The 22,421-nt window shown below is 73.7% G+C and carries 16 protein-coding genes and 1 pseudogene; 10 read left to right on the top strand and 7 right to left on the bottom strand.

Annotated elements, in window-relative coordinates:
* Nucleotides 1–66: 66 nt before the first annotated feature.
* Complete coding sequence (locus R6Y94_RS23550; RefSeq protein ID WP_318398075.1) at nucleotides 67–2,253, top strand: acyltransferase family protein; 2,187 nt, start codon at nucleotides 67–69, stop codon at nucleotides 2,251–2,253.
* Between the two features lie 20 nt (nucleotides 2,254–2,273).
* Here the strand turns inward: R6Y94_RS23550 and R6Y94_RS23555 are convergent, their stop codons facing one another.
* Both R6Y94_RS23555 and R6Y94_RS23560 read right to left on the bottom strand, forming a co-directional pair.
* On the bottom strand, nucleotides 2,274–2,708 hold the full coding sequence (locus tag R6Y94_RS23555) for a VOC family protein (RefSeq protein ID WP_318398076.1): 435 nt from the start codon (nucleotides 2,706–2,708) through the stop codon (nucleotides 2,274–2,276).
* Between the two features lie 5 nt (nucleotides 2,709–2,713).
* Nucleotides 2,714–3,271: a DinB family protein gene (locus R6Y94_RS23560; protein WP_412102854.1), complete on the bottom strand. Its 558-nt coding sequence runs from the start codon at nucleotides 3,269–3,271 to the stop codon at nucleotides 2,714–2,716.
* Between the two features lie 62 nt (nucleotides 3,272–3,333).
* Here R6Y94_RS23560 and R6Y94_RS23565 point away from each other — a divergent pair, with 62 nt between their 5' ends.
* The 4 genes from R6Y94_RS23565 to R6Y94_RS23580 all read left to right on the top strand — a co-directional run bounded on the left by R6Y94_RS23565 (nucleotide 3,334) and on the right by R6Y94_RS23580 (nucleotide 8,795).
* Entirely contained in the window at nucleotides 3,334–3,693 is a 360-nt protein-coding gene (locus R6Y94_RS23565; protein WP_318398077.1) for an HTH domain-containing protein, read from the top strand.
* A gap of 392 nt (nucleotides 3,694–4,085) precedes the next feature.
* Entirely contained in the window at nucleotides 4,086–5,147 is a 1,062-nt protein-coding gene (locus R6Y94_RS23570) for an IniB N-terminal domain-containing protein (RefSeq protein WP_318398078.1), read from the top strand.
* A 353-nt stretch (nucleotides 5,148–5,500) separates the two neighbouring features.
* Entirely contained in the window at nucleotides 5,501–7,423 is a 1,923-nt protein-coding gene (locus tag R6Y94_RS23575) for a polysaccharide lyase family protein (protein ID WP_318398079.1), read from the top strand.
* Between the two features lies 1 nt (nucleotide 7,424).
* Nucleotides 7,425–8,795 carry an alpha-L-fucosidase gene (locus R6Y94_RS23580; protein ID WP_318398080.1) on the top strand — a complete coding sequence of 457 codons (1,371 nt, stop codon included), beginning with the start codon at nucleotides 7,425–7,427 and terminating at the stop codon, nucleotides 8,793–8,795.
* Between the two features lie 290 nt (nucleotides 8,796–9,085).
* Here the strand turns inward: R6Y94_RS23580 and R6Y94_RS23585 are convergent, their stop codons facing one another.
* Nucleotides 9,086–10,384: an ABC transporter substrate-binding protein gene (locus R6Y94_RS23585; RefSeq protein WP_318398081.1), complete on the bottom strand. Its 1,299-nt coding sequence runs from the start codon at nucleotides 10,382–10,384 to the stop codon at nucleotides 9,086–9,088.
* A gap of 459 nt (nucleotides 10,385–10,843) precedes the next feature.
* Here R6Y94_RS23585 and R6Y94_RS23590 point away from each other — a divergent pair, with 459 nt between their 5' ends.
* Nucleotides 10,844–13,807: a M36 family metallopeptidase gene (locus tag R6Y94_RS23590; RefSeq protein WP_318398082.1), complete on the top strand. Its 2,964-nt coding sequence runs from the start codon at nucleotides 10,844–10,846 to the stop codon at nucleotides 13,805–13,807.
* Nucleotides 13,808–13,868: 61 nt separating this feature from the next.
* Here R6Y94_RS23590 and R6Y94_RS23595 read toward each other — a convergent pair whose 3' ends face one another.
* The gene (locus tag R6Y94_RS23595; protein WP_318398083.1) at nucleotides 13,869–14,813 is read right to left on the bottom strand and encodes a hypothetical protein; all 945 of its coding nucleotides are present in this window, start codon (nucleotides 14,811–14,813) and stop codon (nucleotides 13,869–13,871) included.
* Between the two features lie 228 nt (nucleotides 14,814–15,041).
* Between R6Y94_RS23595 and R6Y94_RS23600 the strand changes: the two genes are divergently transcribed.
* The 4 genes and pseudogenes from R6Y94_RS23600 to R6Y94_RS23615 form a co-directional block, all read left to right on the top strand.
* The gene (locus tag R6Y94_RS23600) at nucleotides 15,042–15,734 is read left to right on the top strand and encodes a class I SAM-dependent methyltransferase (RefSeq protein ID WP_318398084.1); all 693 of its coding nucleotides are present in this window, start codon (nucleotides 15,042–15,044) and stop codon (nucleotides 15,732–15,734) included.
* Nucleotides 15,735–15,743: 9 nt separating this feature from the next.
* Nucleotides 15,744–16,907, top strand: coding sequence for a cytochrome P450 (locus R6Y94_RS23605; protein ID WP_318398085.1), 1,164 nt, complete (start codon nucleotides 15,744–15,746; stop codon nucleotides 16,905–16,907).
* Nucleotides 16,908–17,062: 155 nt separating this feature from the next.
* Nucleotides 17,063–17,824, top strand: a complete 762-nt coding sequence (locus R6Y94_RS23610) for a DeoR/GlpR family DNA-binding transcription regulator (protein ID WP_318398086.1) — start codon at nucleotides 17,063–17,065, stop codon at nucleotides 17,822–17,824.
* Between the two features lie 74 nt (nucleotides 17,825–17,898).
* Nucleotides 17,899–18,519, top strand: a pseudogene (locus R6Y94_RS23615) (MFS transporter); the annotation flags it as partial.
* 486 nt (nucleotides 18,520–19,005) lie between these two features.
* Here R6Y94_RS23615 and R6Y94_RS23620 read toward each other — a convergent pair.
* From R6Y94_RS23620 to R6Y94_RS23630, 3 genes are all read right to left on the bottom strand, one after another.
* Nucleotides 19,006–19,545 (bottom strand): signal peptidase II, encoded by a 540-nt coding sequence (locus R6Y94_RS23620; protein ID WP_318398111.1) that lies wholly within the window; start codon nucleotides 19,543–19,545, stop codon nucleotides 19,006–19,008.
* A gap of 450 nt (nucleotides 19,546–19,995) precedes the next feature.
* Complete coding sequence (locus tag R6Y94_RS23625; RefSeq protein WP_412102860.1) at nucleotides 19,996–20,610, bottom strand: response regulator; 615 nt, start codon at nucleotides 20,608–20,610, stop codon at nucleotides 19,996–19,998.
* Between the two features lie 107 nt (nucleotides 20,611–20,717).
* On the bottom strand, nucleotides 20,718–22,367 hold the full coding sequence (locus R6Y94_RS23630) for a sensor histidine kinase (protein ID WP_318398112.1): 1,650 nt from the start codon (nucleotides 22,365–22,367) through the stop codon (nucleotides 20,718–20,720).
* Between the last annotated feature and the right edge of the window lie 54 nt (nucleotides 22,368–22,421).

The following is a 22,421-nucleotide window of genomic DNA, read 5'->3' on the forward strand; positions in this document are numbered from 1 at the left end:
CTATCAGGGCGTTTATCTGTTAAGAAGGGACTAACTGGACAGAAAGCCCGGGCCGGAGGTTGAACAATGGTTACGCGGTCGCGACCACGGTCCCGAACGGACGCCGCCGGCCCGACCCGGCAGCGCGCCGACCTCACCGGCCTGCGCGCCCTGGCCGTCGGGTCACTGCTGCTGGGCGCCGCCGGAATCGGCATCGTCCCCGGCGGCTTCGTCGGCGTCGACGTCTTCCTGGTGATCTCCGGCTTCCTGGTCACCGGTGCCCTGCTCGGTGCATGGCAGCGCACCGGACGGATCGACCTGACCGGATTCTTCGCCCGACGGGCCCGGTGGGCACTGCCGGCCGGCACCCTGGTGCTCGCCGCGTCAATGCCGCTGACGCTGGCCTGCCTGCCCCGGGGCCGCTGGTCGGCGGCCGGCTGGGACGTGCTGGCCGGTGCCGGGCACGTGCTGAACTGGCGGCTCGCCGCGCAGCACGCCCAGGCGGTGGTCCCGGACGCCGGCGCCAGCCTGCTGGCCCAGTTCTGGGCGGTCGGGGTCGCCGCACAGTTCGTCCTGGTCTGGCCGCTGCTGGCGGCCGGCGTCGCCGCCTGGACGGTACGCCGCCGGGGACAGCCGGGCAGCGGCCCCGTGCGGCTCGCCGGCCCGCTGCTGCTCACCGCCGGCCTGCTCGCGCTCGCTTCGTTCGCCTGGTCCGTCTGGCACACCGCCGCCGAACCGGGTCGTGCCTTCCTCGTCACCACCACCCGGTTCTGGGAGCCGGCCCTCGGCGCCGTGCTCGCCCTGCTCGGGGCGCGACTGGCCGGACTGCCCCGGCGCCTCGGCACCCTGCTCGGCTGGGCCGGCGTGGCCGCCGTCGCGGTCGCGGTACTCACCCTGCGGCCCGGCCCGGAATTTCCCGGACCGCTGGCCCTGCTGCCCGCACTGGGCGCGGCCGCGATCATCGCCGGCGGCACGATCGGCATGCCGGCCGGCGCCACGGGTACGGCGGCGAGGCCGGGTGCGGTGTACCGGGTGCTGGGCGCGAGGCCGCTGCGGGCGGCGGGTGCGGTCAGCTATCCGCTCTACCTCTGGCACTGGCCGCTGCTGGTCGCCGCGCACGCCCGGTTCGGCGACCTGCCGCCGGCAGCCGATCTCGGCGTACTCGGCGGGGCCGTACTGCTCGCCGTACTCACCCACCGGTACGTCGAGATCCCGGCCCGGACCGGTGCGTGGGACGGCTGGTCACCCGGGCAGGTACTCCGGGTCGGCGCACTGCTCCCCGCCGCCGGAATACTCGCCGGGCTACTCTTCCAGCTCTCCGTCTGGCCACCCGAGCGGCCGGTCCCGCCGTCCGCCGCCGCACCGGTGTCGGCGCTTCCCAGCCCGGCGCCGTCGGCGGCACCGGGCGCCGCCGCGCTGGGCCGGTCGCCCCAGAAGAGCCGGGCCGGCGTCCCGGTCGACCGGGTCGGGTCGATCACCCCGGACCCGGCCGACGCCGCGGCCGACCTGCCCGACGTCTACCGGCACAACTGCTTCCCCGCGGTCATCAGCGGCACCGCGCAGGCGTGCGTGTACGGCGACCGGGACGCCCCGTTCACCGTCGCACTGGCCGGCGACAGCCACGCCGCGAGTTGGGTACCGGCGCTCCAGGCGGTCGCACTGGCGAAACGCTGGCGGCTGGTGACGTACCTCAAGCCGAACTGCCCGTTCCTCCGGCTCGAGGTGCTGACCGGAGACCAGCGGCAGCGGGACGCCTGCGCCGAGTGGTACCGCAACGTCCGCGCCGCGCTCGCCGGACCGGAGCGGCCCGAACTGCTGCTGACCACCAGTTCCCGCTACCGGCCGATGGCCGACGGCCGGGGCCTGGACGGCGAGCGGGCACACGACGCGCTGGTGGACGGCATGCGCCGCACCTGGTCGGACCTGGTTTCGGCCGGGGTGCCCACGGTGGTGCTCCGGGGCACCCCGATCCTCACCGCCGACAGCGCGAAATGCGTGTCGGCGAACCCGCGCCGGCTGACCCGGTGCGCACCCGACCGGCAGGACGCCTTGGCGACCGGCGCCGGAGCCGCGCAGCTCGCGGCACTGGAGGACCTCCCCCGGGTCGGCCTGATCGACCTCACCGGGGCGATCTGCCCCAGGCAGCGCTGCGCCCCGGTCATCGGCGGAGTGCTGGTCTACCGGGACAACCAGCACCTCACCGCCACCTACGCCGGTACGCTCGCACCACGGCTGCGCAGCGCGCTCGAACGGATTCTCGCGACCGCCCCCTGAGCCGGCCACCGGCAGCCCGGCTAGCGGGAGACGCAGAACTCGTTGCCCTCCGGATCGGCGAGGGTGACCCAGGTGTACGGGCCCTGCCGCCCGTTGTGCAGGAACTTCGCGCCGCGCGCCACCAGCGCCTCGACCACCGGCGTGAGGTCCTCGGCACCGGTACGGACGTCGAGGTGCATCCGGTTCTTGACCGTCTTGGCCTCCGGAACGAGTTGGAACAGCACCCGTGGCGCCCGCTGCGCCCCCTCGGGGTGCCGGATCGCCGCCCCTTCCTTCCAGACCAGCACCCCGTGGTGAGTCCGGGTGTCGTCCTCGGTGGCGTGCCCCTCGGCGACCATGCGGCGGATGAACGCCTCGTCGGAGGGCTCCACCTGCCAGCCGAGCGTCTCCGCCCACCAGTCGGCGAGCACGTGCGGGTCGGCACTGTCCTGTGTCACCTGGAACTCGTACGCCATTCGGATCACCGCCGCACCCGGTAGAGGTCACGGAGCAGACTGATCTCCGCGCCGTGGTGGATGGTTTCGCGGTTGATGTGCAGCACCAGTGCGGCCATCGGGAAGTCGGCGTACGGGCCCTCGGCCGGGCCGCACGGCCGGGCCAGCGCGTCCGGGCCGAGCCCGCGTACGCCGTCGCGCCAGGTGGCGTACGCCGTGTCGAGCTGGTGCAGCGCCTCGGCGGCGGTGCCGGCGTAGTCGAAGCTGTCGAAGTCGACGGGCGGCCCGCCGAAGTGTGCCGCGCTGCGCAGGCCGAAGACTCCGACGATGACGTGCGCCAGCCGCCAGGCGATGGTGGTGACCGGCGGTGGCGTCGGCTCGGGCAGCGCGTACTCGATGACATAGCTGCCGGCGCCGTACGCCGTCGCCGCCTCGACCTCGCCGCGCGGGCGCACGCCCCAGCCGCCGTCCACCGGCTCCCAGTGGTACTCGTCGTCGGTGAGCCCGTCGAGCCGGGGCCGCAGCTGGTGCTGCCAGTGCCAGTCCACCTGGTCGACCAGTTGTCCGGTCCAGTCGATGTCCATGTTTGGCAGGCTAGGCCCAATTGAGGACAGGATCGTTCCTGGTTTGCTGACAGACTCGGGAAATGCTCGACAGCTCGGCACGGCTGCTGCGCCTGCTCGCCATCCTGCAGACCCGGACCGAGTGGACCGGCCCGGAACTGGCGCAGCGGCTGGACGTGACGGTGCGTACCCTGCGCCGGGACATGGCCGAGGAGGTCGCCGAACGGGTCCCGCCGACGGCCGGACTGGTGGAGGCGGTCGACCGGCGCAGTTGCCTGCTCAGTGCCGGAGCGGACACGCTCGGTTTCCTGGCGCTGCACCTCGCCCTGCTCGGCCCCGAGTTCACCGTGCTCGAACCCGCCGAGCTGGCCGACGAACTCGGCGTCCTGGCCGGACGACTGGACCGGGCCCGGAGCCGGTCCGGGTCGCAGCGACCGGAGTAGCCCCGGGCCCGCCGAGGGGTGCCCGGGCCGGCGCCTCGAACCCGCAGGGGCAGCCGGGATGAACTGGGCCGATCCGTCGGCCGGGTGCATCGCGCCGGGACGGTGGCGGGGCGGCGATCGGGGTGACCCGCCGACCGCAGCCCCTATGCCCCTAACCCGGGGCGTGGCCTGGCACCTAGCCGGTTAGGGCGAGAACCGGGGATCGTCCCCGATGTCCGGTACGTCGGCAACGCCGTACGGTCGGCGCCAGGTCTGGAACGACATGCCCAGATCATCCCGCCCAAACCTCTGAGGAGATCGTCACCGTGGAATCGGCACCGACCGTGGAGACCCCCGCCCCGGCTCCGGCCCCGGCCCCTGCCCCCGCCCCGGCCTCCGAGGCGACTCCCGCCGTGGAATCCACCCAGACCCTGCAGGAGTTCGTGGTCAACCTGCTCACCGACGTGGACCTGCGCACGGCGTACGAACTCGACCCGACCGGCACGCTGGAGAGCGTCGGGCTCGGCGACGTGGTCCCGGCCGACGTGGCGGACGTCCTCCCGCTGGTGGTCGACTCCGTACCGCTGCAGGGCCTGACCGACCTCGGCGCGGTGGAAAGCCTGGGCCTCGGCTCGGTCAGCCTCAGCCCGACCAGCGTCGTCGGCCAGGTGCAGACCGTCGCCAACCAGTTCACCGCCGGCGTCTACGGCACCGGTGTCGACGTCGACGTGGCCGGCGTGGGCGCCGTCAGTGTGGACCCCAACGGCCTGGAGGTCGGCGTCAGCTCCGCCCTGCCGGTGCTGGGCCTGGGCAGCGGCCTGAGCGTGGACCTGTCCGGCGTGCACGACGTGGCCGGCACCCTCGACTCGACGGTGCTGGGCACCGCGGGCGGGGTCGACACCGTCGACGGCGTGCTCGGCACCGCCGACTTCGCCGCCAGCACCGTGACCTCCACGGTGGCCGGCACGACCAGCCTGGTCGGTGCCGGCGACCTGAGCGGCGTGACGGACCTGAGCAACATCACCGACCTGACCAACGTCGCCGACCTGGGTGGTGTGGCGGACCTCGACGGCACCCTGGGCAGCGTCACCGGCACGGTCGGCGGCGTCACCGGCACCGTCGACGGGACGCTCGGCGGCATCGGCCTGGGCGGCGTCACCGACACCGTCGGCGGAGTCACCGACCTCGGCGCCACCCTCGGCGGGGTCACCGACACCGTCGGCGGGGTCACCGACCTGGACGGCACCCTCGGCGGGGTCACCGACCTGGACGGCACCCTCGGCGGGGTCACCGACCTGGACGGCACCCTCGGCGGCGTCACCGACACCGTCGGCGGAGTCACCGACCTCGGCGGCGTCACCGACACCGTCGGCGGAGTCACCGACCTCGGCGGCACCCTGGGCAGCGTGACCGGGCTGGTCGGCGGCGCCGACTTGGGCGGCACCACCGACCTGCTCACCGACGGCGTGCTCTGAGCCGTATCCGCACCAAGACGGCGGTGGCCGGCCCCCACAACCGCCGGGGCCGGGCCCCCCCGCCGGGGGTTCCCCCCCCGCGGGGGGGGCGCCCCCCCCCTCCGGGGGGGGGGCCCCCCCCCCGCCGTCGGGCTTTACCCGAAGAGCGAACCCCGATCCCGCCCTGACATCCGATGTCTGGTGGCGGTGCCTTGACAGGTGTCCTCGTAGCGCAATAGCGTCGTAATCCGATTGATTCGTTTCAACCACGAGTCGGCGACGGTCGCACCGGGACGGTTCCGCCTGCGGTGGCCGGACGCTGTGGCCGGCCACCGTGGGCAGACATCCGATGCTCCTGATCGGAAGGACACGACGTGATCGCACGCAGGGACTTTCATCGAATCAGCGCGGCGACCGCCCTCGGCGCCGGGATCGGTGCCGCAACCGGCGGCGCGGCCGCCGGTGCGGCATTCGACGAGGGGCAGCCGAGCGAGGGGCGGACGAGCTGCGAGGTCACCGAGACCGACGCCGAGATCGTCGTCGACAACGGACCGGTCCGGATCACCGTCAGCAAGACCAGCGCCAGCCGGCTGACCTCGCTGCGGCTGCACGGTCAGGAGTTGCTCGGCGCGGGCGGTCGCGGCAACTTCGACATGAACAACGCGATGGAGGGCAATCCGCTGCCGTTGCCGCCGGCTCAGAACTCGTACGAGATCCGGCGCGGGGACGACTTCGTCGACATCGCCTTCCGGTACAGCCCGACCAACGGCGGGCCGTTCTGGCTGGAGCGGCACCACATCGTCCGGGCCGGCGAGCCCGGCATCCACCTGGCCACCGTCTTCCAGCACCCGTCGGAGCTGCACGGCTTCCGCTCCGACCAGCACCGGTACGTCTGCTACCTGGACCCCGAGCTGTTCACGGACGTCTCGGTCGAGGACGACCCGATCGGTGCACCGTGGCGGGCCGGCGCCGCCCGGATGCCCACCCCGGCCGAACTGGCCGCCGCTCCCGTGGTGATGGACGCGACGCACGACCTGGCCGGCCTCGGCTCGGCCTATCCCCGGCGCTACTACACCAAGTACGACTGGGCCACCTACCTCAAGGACCACGTGGTGCACGGCCTCTACGGCAACGGGTACGGGATCTGGGCCGTCGCGCCGAACCGGGAGGCGTTCTGCGGCGGCCCGGTCCGGCAGGACCTGACCCTGCACCAGACCACCAGCCGACCGGTGCTGCTGGTCGAGCCGCAGGCGACACACTACGGCTCGCCACCGGTACGGGTGGCCGCCGGCCAGGCGTGGGAGAAGACGTACGGGCCGTACTTCGTCTACCTGAGCCGGGGCGACGACCCGGCCCGGATGCGTGCCGAGGCGCTGCGCTACGCCCGCCTCGACGTGCACCGGAACTTCTACGACCGGGTGGCGCTGCCGGGCTGGACGCCCGGTGCACAGCGGTGCACCGTACACGGCCGGATCCGGCTCGCCGGCCAGCCGCACCTGCGCGGCGCGGTGGCGGTGCTCTCGGACAACCGGCTGGACTTCCAGCGGACCGCGCTCGGATACGCGTACTGGACGGACGTGGACCCCGGCGGCGCCTTCCGGCTACCCGACGTGCGGCCCGGGACGTACCGGCTCACCGTCTACCGGCCCGGCAGCTGGGGCGAGTACGTCCGCGACGACGTGACCGTGCCGGCCGGCGGCCGGGTCGACCTGGGTGAGCTGCACTGGGAGCCGCCCCGCAACGGCCGGACGGTCTTCCAGCTCGGTACCCCCGACCGCACCTCGGCGGAGTTCCGGCGTGGCGACGAGTTCCGGCAGTGGGGCACGGCGCGGTTCTTCAAGGCCGACTTCCCGGACGGGGTTGTCTACACGGTCGGGCGCAGCGGTGACGACGACTGGAACTACCTCCAGTTCCAGCGGGTCGACGGGGAACCGGTGCCGCCCTGGCGGATCCGGTTCGACCTCGACCGGCCGGTACGGCCCGGCGCGACCGCCACGCTGACCGTCGCGCTCGCCGCCTGGGCGATGGACACCGCCCGGGACGTACCGCCACTGCCGAGCAACCTGACCATCGGTGTCAACGACCTGCGGCTGGTCTGGACCTTCACGCCGGACGACGCCCGGGGCGCCACCTACCGCAGCGCCTGCGGCGGCCGGCACTACCGGCGGGAGTTCCGGTTCGACGCGGCGGCGCTGCGCCGGACCGGCAACGAGATCACCCTGGCGATAAACGAGGAGACCCCGCCGGAGCTGGGCAACGAGGCGGCGTACGACGCGATCCGGCTGGAGCTCGACTGACGTGCGCGGGGAGCGGGAGACCCCGGCCTGGTACCGGGACGCCAAGTTCGGCATCATGATCCACTGGGGCCTCTACTCCGTCCCGGCCTGGGCACCCCTGGACGACGAGGTGGTACGGCTGCTCGGCGCCGGCCGGACCGGCCCGGACGGGTCCGGCTCAGGCGAGTCCGCCCCGGAGGGGTCCGCCGGCGCGGTGGAACGCTCGGACCCGCTGGCCCGGCACTCGTACGCCGAGTGGTACCAGAACACCTACCTGCTGGACGGGCCGACCCGGGCGTACCACCGGCGGGTGCACGGCGACCGGGCGTACGCCGACTTCCGCTCCGAGTTCGTCGCGGCGGTCCGGGACTGGGATCCGGCGCCCTGGGCCGACCTCTGCGCGGCGGCCGGCGGCCGGTACGTCGTGCCGACCAGCAAGCACCACGACGGTTACCTGCTCTGGCCCTCCGCCCACCCCAACCCGCACCTGCCGCAGTGGCAGACCGGGCGGGACGTGGTCGGCGAACTCGGCGCGGCGGTGCGCGACCGGGGGCTGCGCTACGGCCTCTACTACTCCGGCGGCCTGGACTGGACCTTCGGCAACCTGCCGATCCACCGGATGGCCGACGTGGCGGCGAGCGTCCCCGACGCGCCGGGATACGCCCGGTACGTGGACGCGCACTGGCGTGAGCTGATCGACCGGTACCGGCCGAGCGTGCTCTGGAACGACATCGGATATCCGCCGGCCGGTGACCCCGACCGGCTGGTCGCGGAGTACTACGCGGCGGTACCGGACGGGGTGGTCAACGACCGCTTCTCCCGGGACGGTGCCGACGTGCGCACCCCGGAGTACGGGACCCGATCGGAGATCGATCCGGCACCGTGGGAGACGGTCCGGGCCCTCGGGCTCTCGTTCGGCTGGAACCGGCAGGAGACGGCGGAGCACCTGCTCTCCGCAACCGAGGTGGTGCGGCTGCTCGCCGACGTGGTGAGCAAGAACGGCAACCTGCTGCTCGGGATCACCCCGGACGACCGGGGCGTCGTGCCGGCCACACAGCGGGCGGTGCTGCACGAGGTGGGCCGCTGGCTGGCCGAGCACGGCGAGGCGATCTACGGTACCCGCCCGTGCGAGGTGCCGGCGGCGGTCACCAGTGCCGGGGTACCGGTCCGGTTCACCCGGCGCGACGACGTCCGCTACCTCATCGTGCTCGGCGACCCGGGCCCCGAATTCGGGGTACCCGGGCTGTCGTTGCCGCCCGGGGCCCGGCTCCGGGCGGTCGGCCCGGCGGCGGCGCAGCCCCGGGTTCGCCCCGGCCCGGACGGCCCGGTGCTGACGGTCGGCCCGCTGCCGCCGGCCCCGGCGCACGTGTTCGCGGTCTCGCCCGGCCCCTGAGCAGCGCGGCGGACGTCTCACGGTGTGCGGCGTGATGGCGGCCTCGACCCGGGCCGCTTCGACGTACGCGGCGGGGGTCCGCCCGGTCTGCCGGAAACGCCCGGGCGGCCGGCCGGATGGCCGGGTCGGCCGCCCGGGTAACCGGGACTCGGCCGCCGCGCGGGGCCAGCCCGGCGGAACCCGCCCGCGACCCTGGAACCGACGGACCGGAACGGCATCGTGCGGTGCACCGGCGACGAAGGAGCCCTCGTCCGTACGGACGAGGGCTCCCCCGGCGTCGCGCCGGTGACTCAGCCGAGTTGGCTCTTGGCCTCGTCGATGACCCGCTTGGCACCCTCGGCGGCCGGGATCCGGCCGAAGATGACCTCGTCGTAGATCCGCTGGAACTCGGCCTTGACCGCGCCGCCGCCCTTGGGCTGCGGCGGCGGGGTGGGCAGCAGCTTGTCGACGACGGACCGCTCGAACTCGTAGACCAGCTTGTCGTTCGGGGCCAGGGTCGGGGCGATCGCGTCCCGCACCTTGGCGTTGGCCGGCATGCCTCGGGAGACCGCCAGCACCTTGCCCGCCTCGACGTCGTTGACCAGGAAGTCGACCAGCATGGTCGCCTCCTTCGGGTGCTCGCTGCGCTGCGCGACGCTGTAGGCCATCGACATCGCCGCGATCATCCCCCGCTTCGGGGTGTCGCTCGGCATCGGCGCGATGGCCAGCGGCGCGCCGTACGCGCTGACCATGCCGGTGAAGCCGGAGTCGTAGTTGACCTCGGCGGTGACGCCCTTCTTGATCAGCGAGGAGTTGGTGATCGAGCCGTCGAGCTGGGTGGTCAGCGCCGGGGGCGCCAGCGCGCCGACCGCGCGCATCTGGCCGGTCATGGTCCAGAACTCGGTCAGCTCCGCCTCGGTGAAGCCGAGCTTGCCGTCGTCGGTGTAGATGGCCTTGTCCCGCTGGCGCAGCCAGATGTCGAACCAGTCGATGGCGAAGCCGAAGTCGCCGAAGCCGGCCACCTTGCCGCCGCTGGACTGGCTCAGTTTCTGCCCGGCGGCCTGCATGTCGGCCCAGCTCCACTCGGGGGTCGGCGCGGCCACTCCGGCCTTCTGCCAGAGCGCCGGGTCGTAGACGACGCCCTGGGTGTTCTGCGCGATCGGCACCGCGTACGTCGCGTCGCCGACCTTGCCGGCCGGCAGCAGCGTCTGGGTGATGTCCCCGACCTTCAGGGTGCCGTCCTCGATGTACTCGGTGAGGTCGCGCAGCGCGTTGCGGTCGGCGTACTCCCGCAGGTAGGCGCGGTCCATCTGCACCACGTCCGGCGCGTCGCCACCGGCGATCTGGGTGGAGAGCTTCTGGAAGTACGCGTCGAAGGCGCCGAACGAGGTGTTCACCTTGATGTTCGGGTACTTCTTCTCGAACAGGTCGATGGCCTGCTCGGTCACATTGGCCCGGTCTTCGTTGCCCCACCAGGTGAAGTCGAGGGTGACCGGGCCGTCCGAGGCGTCGTCACCACCGCCACAGGCGGCCAGCGGCAGGACGAGCAGGGCCGCCGCGGCGAGGGTTGCGGCCCTCGCGGCTCGGCGGGCCCGTCGGGTGTGCACCATGGACATTCTCCTTCCCGAGGGCGACGACGGCCGGTGGTGCGGACACCGGGGCAGGAAACCGCTTGCCTGAGCGGGCGCAGGGATGCCTGGGCGGGCAGCGGCGGATCCTCCCTCGACGTCGGGCCGGGTCGCGGGGGCGGTAATTGACGGTGGCAGGTCGTGCGGTACGGCAATGAAACGATCCAACAGAACCGGACGCTAGGTGTGACGCGGGCCGCTTGTCAAGAGACACCGTCGCGACGAAGACCGGCCGGACCTGCGAGAACGCCGGAGAACCGATCGGCCCGGCCGAACCGTTATACGAACGGAACCTATCCCCGTGGCCGGTACCCGACCGATCCTTGCTTCCCCCGGCACCGGCTGATATCCACGTATCTACACGCGCTCATGATCCAACTCTCCCATTCGTAAGCCGACCTGACCGGTCGGCTTCGTCGTATCTCGTCCAAGGAGGACGCCTTGCCACATACCCGGTGGAGATCAACGATCTGGACCGGTCGGCGCGGGCTGCCCGCGCTGATGGCGGCCGTGCTGGCCGCCGCCCTGCTGCCCGGCGCCACCAGCGCCAACGCGGCACCCGCCGGCGACCCCGGCGCTGCGGTCCAGCCGGGGGAGCACCCGGAGTCGTACGGGGGCAGCCACGCCCACCGGGACGTGGACAACCGGGCCGGCTCGGCCACCCCGAACGCCCGACAGCGCGGCCTGGCCAACCAGGTCGCCGGTGAGGTCCGGTGGAACGCGCTCGGCACCCCGCACGCGCTGACCGCCACCGACGGCCCGCTCGCCACCGGGCTGGACGCCGACCCGGAGACCGCCGCGCGGCAGTACCTGGCCCGCAACAGCGAGCTGTTCGGCCTGGACGGCGCGGCCGTGGCCAGCCTGGAGAGGCTGCTGGTCCGGCAGATCGGCGCCGGTGCCGTGGTGACCCTGCGGCAGCGCTTCGGCGACCTGCCGGCCGGCTACGACGGACTGGTCAGCATCGCCGTCACCGGCGGCACAGTGATCAACGTCAGCTCCTCGCTCTCCCGGAACACCGGAACCCCCCAGCCGGTCACCGTCACCGCCGACCAGGCGTACGCGGTGGCGCTGGCCGACGCCGGGCTGACCGCCGACGAGGTGGCCAGCCGCGACATCCGGCAGGTCGCCGTGCCGGTGCCGGACGCCGCGCCCCGGGCCGCCTGGGAGGTCACCCTGATCTCCGACCGGACCGACCACCCGACCGCGTTCACCACCTTCGTCGACGGTGAGCGCAGCACCGTGCTGCTCCGCGAGGACCTGGTCGACTTCGACTCGGAGAACCCGAAGTGGGCCGTCTTCCCGGCCACCCCGCCGAGCAGGACCAAGCCGGGCCGGGACTCCCGGGTGCTCTGGTGCCTGACCGTCGAGCGCGGCTGCGAGCGCCCGGTCCGGGACCCGAACAGCGGGCAGGCCTGGGACGTCGACCTGACCACCGGACAGCCGACCCTCACCGCGCGGGGCAACTCGGCCAACACCGTGGTCTCCTGGGGCGGCGGCACCCCCGCCGTACCGGCGACCGAGAGCCCGACCCGGGACTACGTCTACCCGTTCACCGACCCGTGGAAGACCTCCCGGTGCAACCCGGCGGTCTTCGCCGCCGAGCACGACAACGACGCGAACGCGGCGATCGCGAACCTCTTCGCCATGCACAACCGGATGCACGACTGGACCTACCGGCTCGGCTTCGACGAGGCGGCCTGGAACCTCCAGGCGGTCAACCTCACCGCCGACGGCCTCGGTGGCGACGCCGAGCAGGGCCGGGCCCAGCAGGGTGCGCTCAGCGGCAACCGGAACAACGCCAACCAGAGCACCCCGCGCGACGGCCTCCCGCCGAGCACCAACATGTACCTGTGGCAGCCCGCCGCCGGTGGCCCGTACCCGCCCTGTGTGGACGGCGACTACGACATGACGGTGATCGGGCACGAGTACATGCACGCGGTCACCAACCGGATGATCGGCGGCCCGAACAGCGGTATCAGCGGCCACCAGGGCGGCGCCATGGGCGAGTCCTGGAGCGACCTGATGGCCGCCGAGTACCTCTTCCAGCACAACCTGCGGGCCCCCGGCGAGACGCCGTTCATCATCGGCGGCTACGTCACCGGCAACACCGTCAGCGGCATCCGGAACTACGACCTCAGCCGCAGCCCGCTGAACTACTCCGACGTCGGCTACAACACCGCCGGGCCGGCCGTGCACGCCGACGGCGAGATCTGGGGCGCGACCAACTACCGGGTCCGGTCCGCGCTGGTCCGGCGGTACGGCCAGGGCACGCCGTCGAAGCAGCTGGACTGCGCCCTCGGCAGGGTCGCGGTACAGAAGTGCCCGGGCAACCGGCGCTGGAGCCAGCTCGTCTTCGACTCGTACCTGCTCCAGGCGGCCAGCTCGGTCAGCATGCTGGACATGCGGGACAACATGCTCGCCGCGGACCAGCTCCGGTTCGGCGGGGCCAACCAGGACATCATCTGGGACGCCTTCGCCGTCTCCGGGATGGGCCGGGACGCCGCCACCAATGGCGCCGCCGACACCGATCCGACGCCGAGCTTCGCCTCGCCGCGCGCCCGCAACGTCACCGTGCAGCTGAAGGCCGACGGCGAGAGCCGGGATGCGCCGATCCGGCTCTACCTCGGCGAGTACGAGGCCCGGGCCGTCCCGGTCGCCGACACCGACCCGGCCACCCCGCTGCCGGACACCTTCGAGGTGATCGCGGACACGAGGTTCTCGTTCGTGGCGGTCGCCCCGGGCTTCGGGCACTCCCGGTTCAGCCGGGAGTTCGAGCCCGGCCGGGGCCGGCACGGCGACAGGCCGGTCACCCTGGAGCTGGAGCTGAACCGCAACCTCGCCTCGGCCGCCTCCGGCGCGACCGTGGCCGGGGACGGGGTCAACACCGACAAGCTGGTCGACGACACCGAGGCGACCAACTGGGCCTCCCTGGACGGGGTGGCCGGCAAGCAGGTCACCGTCGACCTCGCCGGTGACCGGCCGCAGACGGTACGCCGGGTGAACGTGAGTGCCTACCTGCGGCCGACGAACGCCGCCGACCCGGCTGACCCGCGCAGCCAGAACGCCCTCTCGGCGCTGCGCTCCTTCGCCGTACTGGCCTGCGACGCCACCCGGGTCGACTGCACGGTGGACGCCAACTACCGGAAGGTGTACACCAGCCGGTCGGACGCGTTCCCCGGCGGGAAGTACCGGGCGTACTCGCGGGACGTCAACCTGCGCTCGTTCGACATCCCGCGCACCGTCGCCACGCACCTGCGGATCCAGGTGCTGCACAGCCAGTGCACCGGTGGTCCGGAGTATGCCGGTGAGCGGGACGACGACCCGGCGACCAGCACCGACTGCACGACCGCCAGCCCGGCCGGCAGTCACGTCCGGATCGCCGAGTTCCAGGCGTTCGGCAGGTAACTGACCGCAGCGGCCCCGTCCGATCGCGGTCAGGATCGGGCGGGGCCGCTGCGCGTGCGGATCACCAGTCGGGATAGTGCCGGGCGGCACCGCCGCGCCGGCGTACCGTCTCCGGGCGGCCGCGTCGGGCGGCGGGCTGGTGGCCCCGGCGCGCCGGGGCGGGCGCCGCCTCCGCGAACCGGCTGCGGAAGCGCAGCCGGAGCAGCAGTCCGGCGCCGAGGAAGAGCAGCAGGGCACCGACCGCGAAGCCGACCCCGGTCAGCCCGGTACCGCCCCGACCGGCGGTGGCACTGGCCTCGCCGCCGCCCGAGCCGCCCTCGTCCGACCCGGCGGCCCCGTCCGGCCCCTCGGCGAGTACCGGTGCGTCGCCCTCCACCGACTCGGTCGGCTCCGGTGCGACCGGCTCGGTCGGGCTCGGCGCCGCCTCGGTCGGGGTGGGCCGGGCCCGCTCCGGTGTGTTCGGTGCCGGCACACGCCGCGGCGGCGCTCCACTCCGCTCGCTGATCACCTCGCGGGTGGCGCTGCGCCGGTCGAGCAGCCGGGACTGGGCGTCGAACGCCTCCACCGTCAGCTCGATCCGGCCGTCCGTCACCGCGTCGTCGACGGCCACCCGGTACTGGGCGGTGACCGTCCGGTCCCGGCACAGCGTGCCGGGGTCCAGGTCCCGGTCGGTGAGCCTGGCCCCGCCGTCCTCGCCCCGGACGTCCATCGGGACCACCCCGGTCTGCTCGATCCGGTCGATCCCGATCTGGTCGAGCCGCAGGCCGTCCGCCCGCAGCACCAGTGACCAGCGGACCTTGCGGCACTCGCCGTCCAGGGTGGTGGAGATCACCGCGGTGATCGTCTCGGCCCCGGCACCGGCGACGAACCGCCCGGGTAGCCGGGTCAGCGCGGTGTCGAAGCCGGGAGCCGCCCCGGCCGGAGCGGCCGGCAGCATCGCCCAGCCCGCCGTCGCGCACACCAGCGTGGACCCGAGCCGGGTCGCGAGCCGCCACACCGTCACCACCACCCATCCGCGCCGATTGCATACTCAATGGACGCTATGGGCATTGCTGGATGCGCGGAAGACTGGGGTATCAGCACCATTCAGCAATGAAGAGGGCGATTTTGACGCGGAGTACTGAACCGGTTACCACTGTGCCGCGACACGCCCGGGTGCGGGAACCGGGCCGGCCGGCGGGGGTGCCGGGGGCGGACGGTGTCGCCGGCGGGCTGACCGGCACAATCGGCGGTTGTGTCCGAGAACCCGGCCGAGTTCGTCCGAAGGTACGCCCAGCTGGCCCCGGTGTCGGCGGTACCGGAGATCCGGCTGTACCAGGCGGCCGAGCCGATCGGCCTCTGGGAGCTGACCGAGGGCGAGTTCCGCAGCGAGCAGCCGCCACCGTTCTGGGCCTTCGCCTGGGCCGGCGGCCAGGCGCTGGCCCGCTACCTGCTCGACCATCCGGAGACGGTCGCCGGCCAACGGGTGCTGGACCTGGCGTCCGGCTCCGGACTGGTGGCGATCGCCGCCGCCCGGGCCGGCGCCACGCAGGTCCGGGCCGTCGACATCGACCGGATGGCGGTGGCCGCCGTCGAGGCCAACGCCGGGGCCAACGGGGTGGCGGTGGCCGGTGAACTCGGCGACATCCTGGACGCCGACGCAGGCGGTGCCCAGGTGGTGCTGGCCGGCGACGTCTTCTACAGCCAGGCGATGGCGAACCGGGTGCTCCGGTTCCTGATCCGGGCGGCCCGGGCCGGCGCCCGGGTGCTGGTCGGCGATCCGGAGCGGGCGTACCTGCCCAGGGGTCGGTTCCAGCCGCTGGCCGGCTACGACATCCCGGTCACGGTCGCCCTGGAGAGCGTCCGGGTCAAGCACAGCCGGGTCTGGGAACTGACGAAGGTCACCCCGGCGACCGGCGGCCCCGGCCAGCGAGCCGGTACTGGTTAGCGTGATCGGGTGTTGTTCCGTAGTTGGCAGGAGCCGGCCGAGCGGTCGTGGCCGGACGTGGTCGCCGTGCCGGACCATGTCGGGGTCGAACACCTGGTGGTGACCAGGCACGCGCTGGTCCGCCAGGTGCTCGCCGATCCCGGGACGTTCCGCCCGGACAACGCCCTGGACGCGATGACCCCGATCCCGGTCGGCGCGCTCCGGATCCTCGCCCGGCACGGCTTCCGGCTGCCCGCCACCCTGGCCAACAACGGCGGGCCGAGCCATCCGGAGATCCGGGGCATCGTGGCCGAGGCGCTGCATCCGCACCGGGTCGCCGCCCAGCGGCCCTGGCTGACCACCGTCGTGCGGGAGCGGGTCGGCCGGCTCGGCGCCGCGCTCGACGCCGGTGAACCCGTCGACCTGTACGCGGACCTCGCCGCCGACCTGCCGCTGCTGGTGCTGGCCCGGCTGGTCGACCTGCCGGAGGCGCCGGCCGAGGTGGTCAAGGAGTTCACCCGGGCCGCCCTGGAACTGTTCTGGGCCCCGGTCGACCTGCCGCGGCAGCGGGTACTGGCCGACGTGGTGGGCCGGTTCCACGCCGTACTGCGGGAGTTCGCCGCCACCGGCGCCGGCCTGGCCGCCGAACTGCGTGCCGCCGGGCATCCGCCGGACGCCGTCATCGGGGCACTGTTCTTCCTGCTGGTCGCCGGTCAGGAGACCACCTCGCAGTTCCTCACCCTGCTGCTGCACCGGCTCACCGGCACCCCGGAGGTGGTCGCCGGAGTGCGTGCCGGCACGGTGGACGTCGAGGACGTGGTCGAGGAGGCGCTGCGGCTGGAGCCGCCGATCGTCACCTGGCGCCGGGTCGCCGCCCGGGACACCGAGCTGGCCGGCACCCCCGTACCCGAGGGGACCAGCCTGGTGCTCTGGCTGGCCCGCGCCGGCCGCGATCCGGCGGTGGTCGCCGCTCCGGAGGCGTTCGTGCCCGGGCAGCGCGGCTCGCGGCGGCACCTGGCGTTCGGGGCCGGGGCGCACCGCTGCGTCGGCGCCCAGCTCTCCCGCCTGGAGGCGGCGGTGGTGGTCGCCGAGACCGCTCCGCTGCTGGCTGGCGTGACCGTACTCCGGGCGCCGTGGTGTCCGGACAACCTCTCGTTCCGGATGCCGGACGCGCTGGTCGTCATGCGCTCCTGACCCGCTGGCGGGTCCCTCGACGTCGACGTCGCCCCCCGACCCCGACGTCGACCCCGACCATCGTCGCGCCTGCTGGGAGATGGTCGGGCTGAGACTCGCCTCACTCGAACAAAAAATCTTGCGATTCAAACAGAGTTGCTGTTTTACTCGAACACATGTCTGCACAGGAACGGCACCAGGCGATCGTCGAGACGCTGCTGACCTCCGGCCGGGTGACGGTCGCCGAGCTGAGCGCCCGAACCGGCGTCTCGGAGATGACCATCCGCCGCGACCTGGAGCTGCTCGAACGGGAGGGGCTGCTCCAGCGGGTGCACGGCGGCGCGGTCAGCACCGTCTCGGGCAGCTACGAGCCGCCGTTCGCGGTACGGGTCCGGCAGCACGCCGACGCCAAGGCCCGGATCGGTGCCGCCGCCGCCGAGCTGATCGGCGGCAACGAGACCGTGGTGGTCGACGCCGGCACGACCGCGCTGGCCACCGCCCGGGCACTGCGCGGGCGCCGGCAACTCACCGTGTGCGCGCTGAGCGTCCCGGCCAGCACCGAACTCGCCGACGAGCCCGGGATCCGGCTGATCGCCGCCGGTGGCGACGTCCGGGCCGGGGAACACTGCTTCGTCGGGCCGCTCGCCGAGCGGATCTTCGAGGAGCTGCGGTTCGACACCTTCGTGCTCTCCGTCGGTGGTGCCGACCCGGAAACCGGACTGACCGACTTCAACCTGGACGACATACGCGTCAAACGCGCCGCCATCGGCGCCTCCCGCCGCCGGGTGGTGGTGGCGGACTCGACCAAGCTCGGCCGGGCCACCTTCGCCCGGATCGGGCCGGTGCAGCTCGCCGACGTCCTCGTCACCGACGAGCGCGCCGACCCGGAACAGGTGGCGGCGCTGCGCGACGCCGGCCTCACGGTGGTGCTGGCATGAGCACGCCGATCCGACGCCCCGGGCCACCCCGGCTACGCCGGCTGGCGGTGCTCGGCGCGGTCACCGCCTTCGCGATGATCGGCCTGCAACAGGCGCTGTACGGCCCGGCCATCCCGCAGTTGCGCCAGGCGCACGGGATCACCGCCGCCGGGGCGGCGGCCGCGCTCAGCGTGCATTTCGCGGGTGCGATCATCGGCGTACTGGCGATGCCCCTGGCCCGCCGGTTCGGGGTACCGGACGGCCGTTTCCTGGCCTGGTCACTGCTCGGGGTCGCGGCGGGCGCCCTGGCCTTCCCGCTCGCCCCGGACTGGCCCTCCGCGCTGGTCGCCGCCTTCGTCGCGGGCGTCGGTTTCGGCGGCCTGGACGGCGGCGTCAACCAGGTCTTCACCGAGGTGTACGCCGAGCAGGGCCACGGCATGCTCAACCTGCTGCACGGCTGCTTCGGTGCCGGCGCGGTCGCCGGGCCGATCGCCGTCGGGCTGCTGCCCGGATACGGCTGGTCGTTCGCCGGCTGCGCCCTCCTCGCCCTCCTCGCCCTGCCGGCCCTGCGTACCCTGTCCGGCCCGGCCCGGCCCGCTGACCAGACCCGCCGCGCCGCCGGCCCGGTCACCCCCACCGCCCGGGGTGGCCCACGACGGCGGGCGTTCCCGGTCGGCACCGCGCTGTCGCTGGGGTTCCTGCTCTTCTTCGTGCTGCACGTCGGGCTGGAGACCGGCGCGGCGGGTTGGGAAACCACCCACCTGATCGCGACCGGCTGGCCGGCGGCAGCGGCGGCGACCGCCACCTCGGGGTTCTGGCTGGCCTTCACCGCCGCACGCTTCGCGGTGGTACCGCTCTGCCGCCGCTACTCGGCCCGGGGCATCGTCTTCGCCTGCACCGGCCTGACCGTGCTGGCCGCGACGGCCACCCTGGTCGACCCGCTCGCGCCGCTCGGGTACGGACTGCTCGGGGCCGCGATCGGACCGCTCTTCCCCACCGGACTGGCCTGGCTGGCCGAGCACCGCCCCGGGCTGACCCCGACCGTGGTCGCGGTGTCGATGGCCGGCGGCATCGCCCTGCCCCCGGCGATCGGGCTGGCGGTCAACGCGTTCGGTCCGGCAGCGATCGCCTGGGCGATGGTGCTGCTGGCCGGTGCCGGGCTCGGCACCGTGCTCGGCCTGGCCCGGCTCCGCCCGGCCGGGTCACGCCCGGTCGCGCCGGCCGTCGATGTCGATCCCGCGCAGGTACAGCAGGACGATCAGCGCACCGCCCAGCACCAGGCAGATGTCGGCGACGTTCCCGACGAAGAAGCCGGCGTAGTCGATGAAGTCGACGACGTGGCCCCGGGCGAACCCGGGCGCGCGGAAGAGCCGGTCCAGCAGGTGAGTCGTGGCGCCGCCCAGCACCAGGCCGAGGGCGAGCGCCCAGGCCCGGTTGCGGACCTTCCAGGCGGCCCGGGTGATCGCGGCCACCGCGACAGCGGCGATGATGGTGAAGATCCAGGTGACGCCGGTGCCGATCGAGAACGCCGCGCCCGGGTTGTAGAGCAGCCGCAGGCTGAGCAGGTCGCCGAGGACCGGTACGACGCCGCCGTCGGAGAGCGCCGCCACGGCCAGGTATTTCGTGATCTGGTCCACCAGCACGATCACGACGGCCAGGGTGAGCACCCGGGGGTACCACCGGACGGAACCGGCCACCCGGTCCGCTCCGGGCATCGAGGAATCCGCCTCGACCTGCTGCATGACTGAGGACCTCCAGCACCGACGGCTGCCCGGACGGCACCCAGCCTACGTCGCCGGCCGACCTGTGTACCCGCCCGGAGCACCGGCCGGCATTCCTGGCGAAAGTCGGCCCCGCCGACCCTCGATCGTCCGCTGTGTGACCGCCGTCCGGATTCCCACCGTCGCTGTCCCGCTGTTACGAGCACCGGAAGGATCCATGATCACGTTAACCGAACTGACCAGGCGCTTCGGCGCCACCACGGCGGTCGACCGGCTCTCGCCAGCGTGCTGATGGCCGCCACCGCCGGGCAACTCGCGATCTACGTCGCGAACGGCGGCGGCCGGCCTGTTGATCGTCGCCGGCGGGGTGGTCGCGGCCCTGCTGGCCGGGCTCGCCGTACTGCGCCGCCGGGACGCCTGAGCCCGGGGCGGGGCGATCCCTGGCCGGAGAGGGCCCCGCCCCGTACGGGCTCAGGCCGTCAGGCCCGCCTCGTACGCGATGATCGCCGCCTGCACCCGGTTGCGTACCCCGAGCCGGGTGAAGATGCTGCTCAGATAGCTCTTCACCGTCCCCTCGACCAGGAAGAGCCGCTGGCCGATCTCGGCGTTGGAGAGCCCGGCACCGACCAGCGCCAGCACCTCCCGTTCCCGCTCGGTGAGCCCCTCGATCCGCTCCCGGGCGGCCGGTGCCCGGGCCAGCAGCCCGCCGCCGAGTTCGATGACCCGCCGCGCCACCTCCGGCGACAGGTACGCCGCGCCCTCCGCCACCGCCCGTACCCCGGCGATCAGCTCCCGAGGGTCGCCGGACTTGAGCAGGAATCCGCTCATCCCCTCGCCGAGTGCCCGGGCGATGTAGTCGTCCTCGCCGAACGTGGTCAGCATGACCACCGCGGTCTCCGGTACCAGCCGGCGGATCTCCGCTCCGGCGGCCAACCCGTCGAGCCGGGGCATCCGGATGTCCAGCAGCGCCACCCGGGGCCGGTGGGCCCGGACCAGCTCGACCGCGTCGCGCCCGTCGGCGGCCTCGGCCACCACCTCGATCTCCGGGTCGGCGGCGAGGATCGCCCGGACACCGGCTCTGATCATCGCCTCGTCGTCGGCCAGCAGGACGGGGATCACGCGTACTCCTCAACTCGGTGACGGCCGGCGCGGCGGTGGGGCACGGCGCCGGCGGCGGGACGCGGGTTGGCGGGTCAACCGCCGAGGCGGTCCTTGACCACCAGCCGCCCGTGCAGGAAGCAGACCTGGTAGACCGCCTGCCCGAACGGGAAGGCGCCGTCGGAGTAGAACTCGCAGGTGGCACCGCTGGGTACCGCCCGGTCGGCGGCGCCGGACGGCGCGACGACCTGCCGGTCCGGCAGCAGGTCGCCTAGCTCGGCCCGGTCCTGCCCCATCCGGAGCTGCGCGTAGCGGTCGGAGTCCAGCACCGCGCCGAAGGTGGCGATCGGGTAGTAGGCGACGACCAGCAGGGCGCCGATCGCGACCGGGACGGTGACCGCGGCCAGCAGGCTGCGCCGGACCCGCTGCCGGGCCGAACGCAGCCGGTGCGCGGTGGCCGCCCCGACCGGTGGCGCGGCGACGTCCGGCACCGGGTATCCCGGCTCGGCCGGTTCGGTGTGTCCGGCCTCCGCTCGCGGTGCGGCCGGCAGGTCGGCGTACACCTCGAAGCCGCCGCGGTCCGGGCCGGCCCGCAGGGTGCCGCCGGCCAGGCGTACCCGCTCACGGAGCCCGACCAGGCCGGACCCGGCGCCCCGGACCCCGGGTAGCGGTCCGGCTGGCGGCCGCTCGTTGCCGACCCGCACCGAGATCCGGTCGGCGTCGCGGCGCACCGCCACCGTCACGGCGGCACCGGGCGCGTGCCGGGTCGCGTTGGTCAGCGCCTCCTGCACCACCGAGCAGACCGCCCGCTCCACCATCGGCGGCCCGGCGGCATCCGGGGAGTCCCCCTCGACCAGCAGCCGTACCGCCATCCCGGCGGCCCGGGCCCGCGCGACGAGGTCGTCGACCCGCTCCCCCGGCGGGCGGGTCGGCGCCGGCTCCGCGTCGTCCCGCAGCACCCCGATGACCTGGCGGAGCCGGTCGGTGGCCAGCGCCACGCTAACCCGCAGCTCACCGGCGGCCCGCCGATGCCGCTCGTCCAGGTCCGCCGCCACCTCCAGGGCCCCCGCGCGCAGCGCGATCAGGCTCAGGTCGTGGCCGAGCGAGTCGTGCATGTCCTGGGCGATCCGGGCCCGCTCCCGCATCCGGATCCGCTCGGCGGCGCCGCGCTGCTCCCGCTCCAGCAGGTCGGCCTGCTCCCAGCCGGCGAGCACCAGCGCCCGGTGCTGCCGATGGTAGCGGCCGACCAGCCACGGGAAGACCCCGCCGACCAGCAGCGTGCTGGCGAGCAGGAACCAGACCTCGGCGTCGGTGCCGAGCACGCCGAGGTTGAGGACCGTGCCGCCGAGCCCGATCCCGGCGAAGACCAGCGCGGCCGGGCCGGAACGGCGCTCGCGCAGCCCGACGAGATAGCTCAGCACCGGGATCCCGAACATGAAGTTGCCGTCCCCGGCGGTCGGCAGCACCACCAGCAGCAGCCCGAGCAGCGGTGCCCGCCGGCTGGCCAGCACCGCCAGCCCGGTCACCAGCAGGGAACCGGCGAGCCGGCCGGGAAACCAGGAGGAGTACGGCGGGGTGAGCAGCGCCGTCGCGATCGGCGCCGAGATCACGACCCAGAGCGCCAGGTCTAGGAGGCGGTCGCGCGGGCGCGGCGGCACCGCCCCGCCGGGGCGCGGGGGCCCGACCGGCGCGGCCGGGCTGCCCGCCGGCAGGCGCCACCACCGTACGTCGCGGAGCCCGGCCATCACCCGGCCAGGCTACTAGCCACGCCACCGGCTGGTTACTGCCGAAAGTCAGGA

Source organism: Plantactinospora sp. KLBMP9567 (assembly GCF_033446045.1).
GTDB lineage: Bacteria > Actinomycetota > Actinomycetes > Mycobacteriales > Micromonosporaceae > Plantactinospora.

Bases quoted from the DNA above. Each gene is read 5' to 3' on its own strand.
- R6Y94_RS23555 (WP_318398076.1), bottom strand. From the start codon at position 2,708: ATGGCGTACGAGTTCCAGGTGACACAGGACAGTGCCGACCCGCACGTG.
- R6Y94_RS23625 (WP_412102860.1), bottom strand. From the start codon at position 20,610: ATGATCAGAGCCGGTGTCCGGGCGATCCTCGCCGCCGACCCGGAGATC.
- R6Y94_RS23550 (WP_318398075.1), top strand. From the start codon at position 67: ATGGTTACGCGGTCGCGACCACGGTCCCGAACGGACGCCGCCGGCCCG.
- R6Y94_RS23620 (WP_318398111.1), bottom strand. From the start codon at position 19,545: ATGCAGCAGGTCGAGGCGGATTCCTCGATGCCCGGAGCGGACCGGGTG.
- R6Y94_RS23610 (WP_318398086.1), top strand. From the start codon at position 17,063: ATGTCTGCACAGGAACGGCACCAGGCGATCGTCGAGACGCTGCTGACC.
- R6Y94_RS23630 (WP_318398112.1), bottom strand. From the start codon at position 22,367: ATGGCCGGGCTCCGCGACGTACGGTGGTGGCGCCTGCCGGCGGGCAGC.
- R6Y94_RS23560 (WP_412102854.1), bottom strand. From the start codon at position 3,271: ATGGACATCGACTGGACCGGACAACTGGTCGACCAGGTGGACTGGCAC.
- R6Y94_RS23585 (WP_318398081.1), bottom strand. From the start codon at position 10,384: ATGGTGCACACCCGACGGGCCCGCCGAGCCGCGAGGGCCGCAACCCTC.
- R6Y94_RS23565 (WP_318398077.1), top strand. From the start codon at position 3,334: ATGCTCGACAGCTCGGCACGGCTGCTGCGCCTGCTCGCCATCCTGCAG.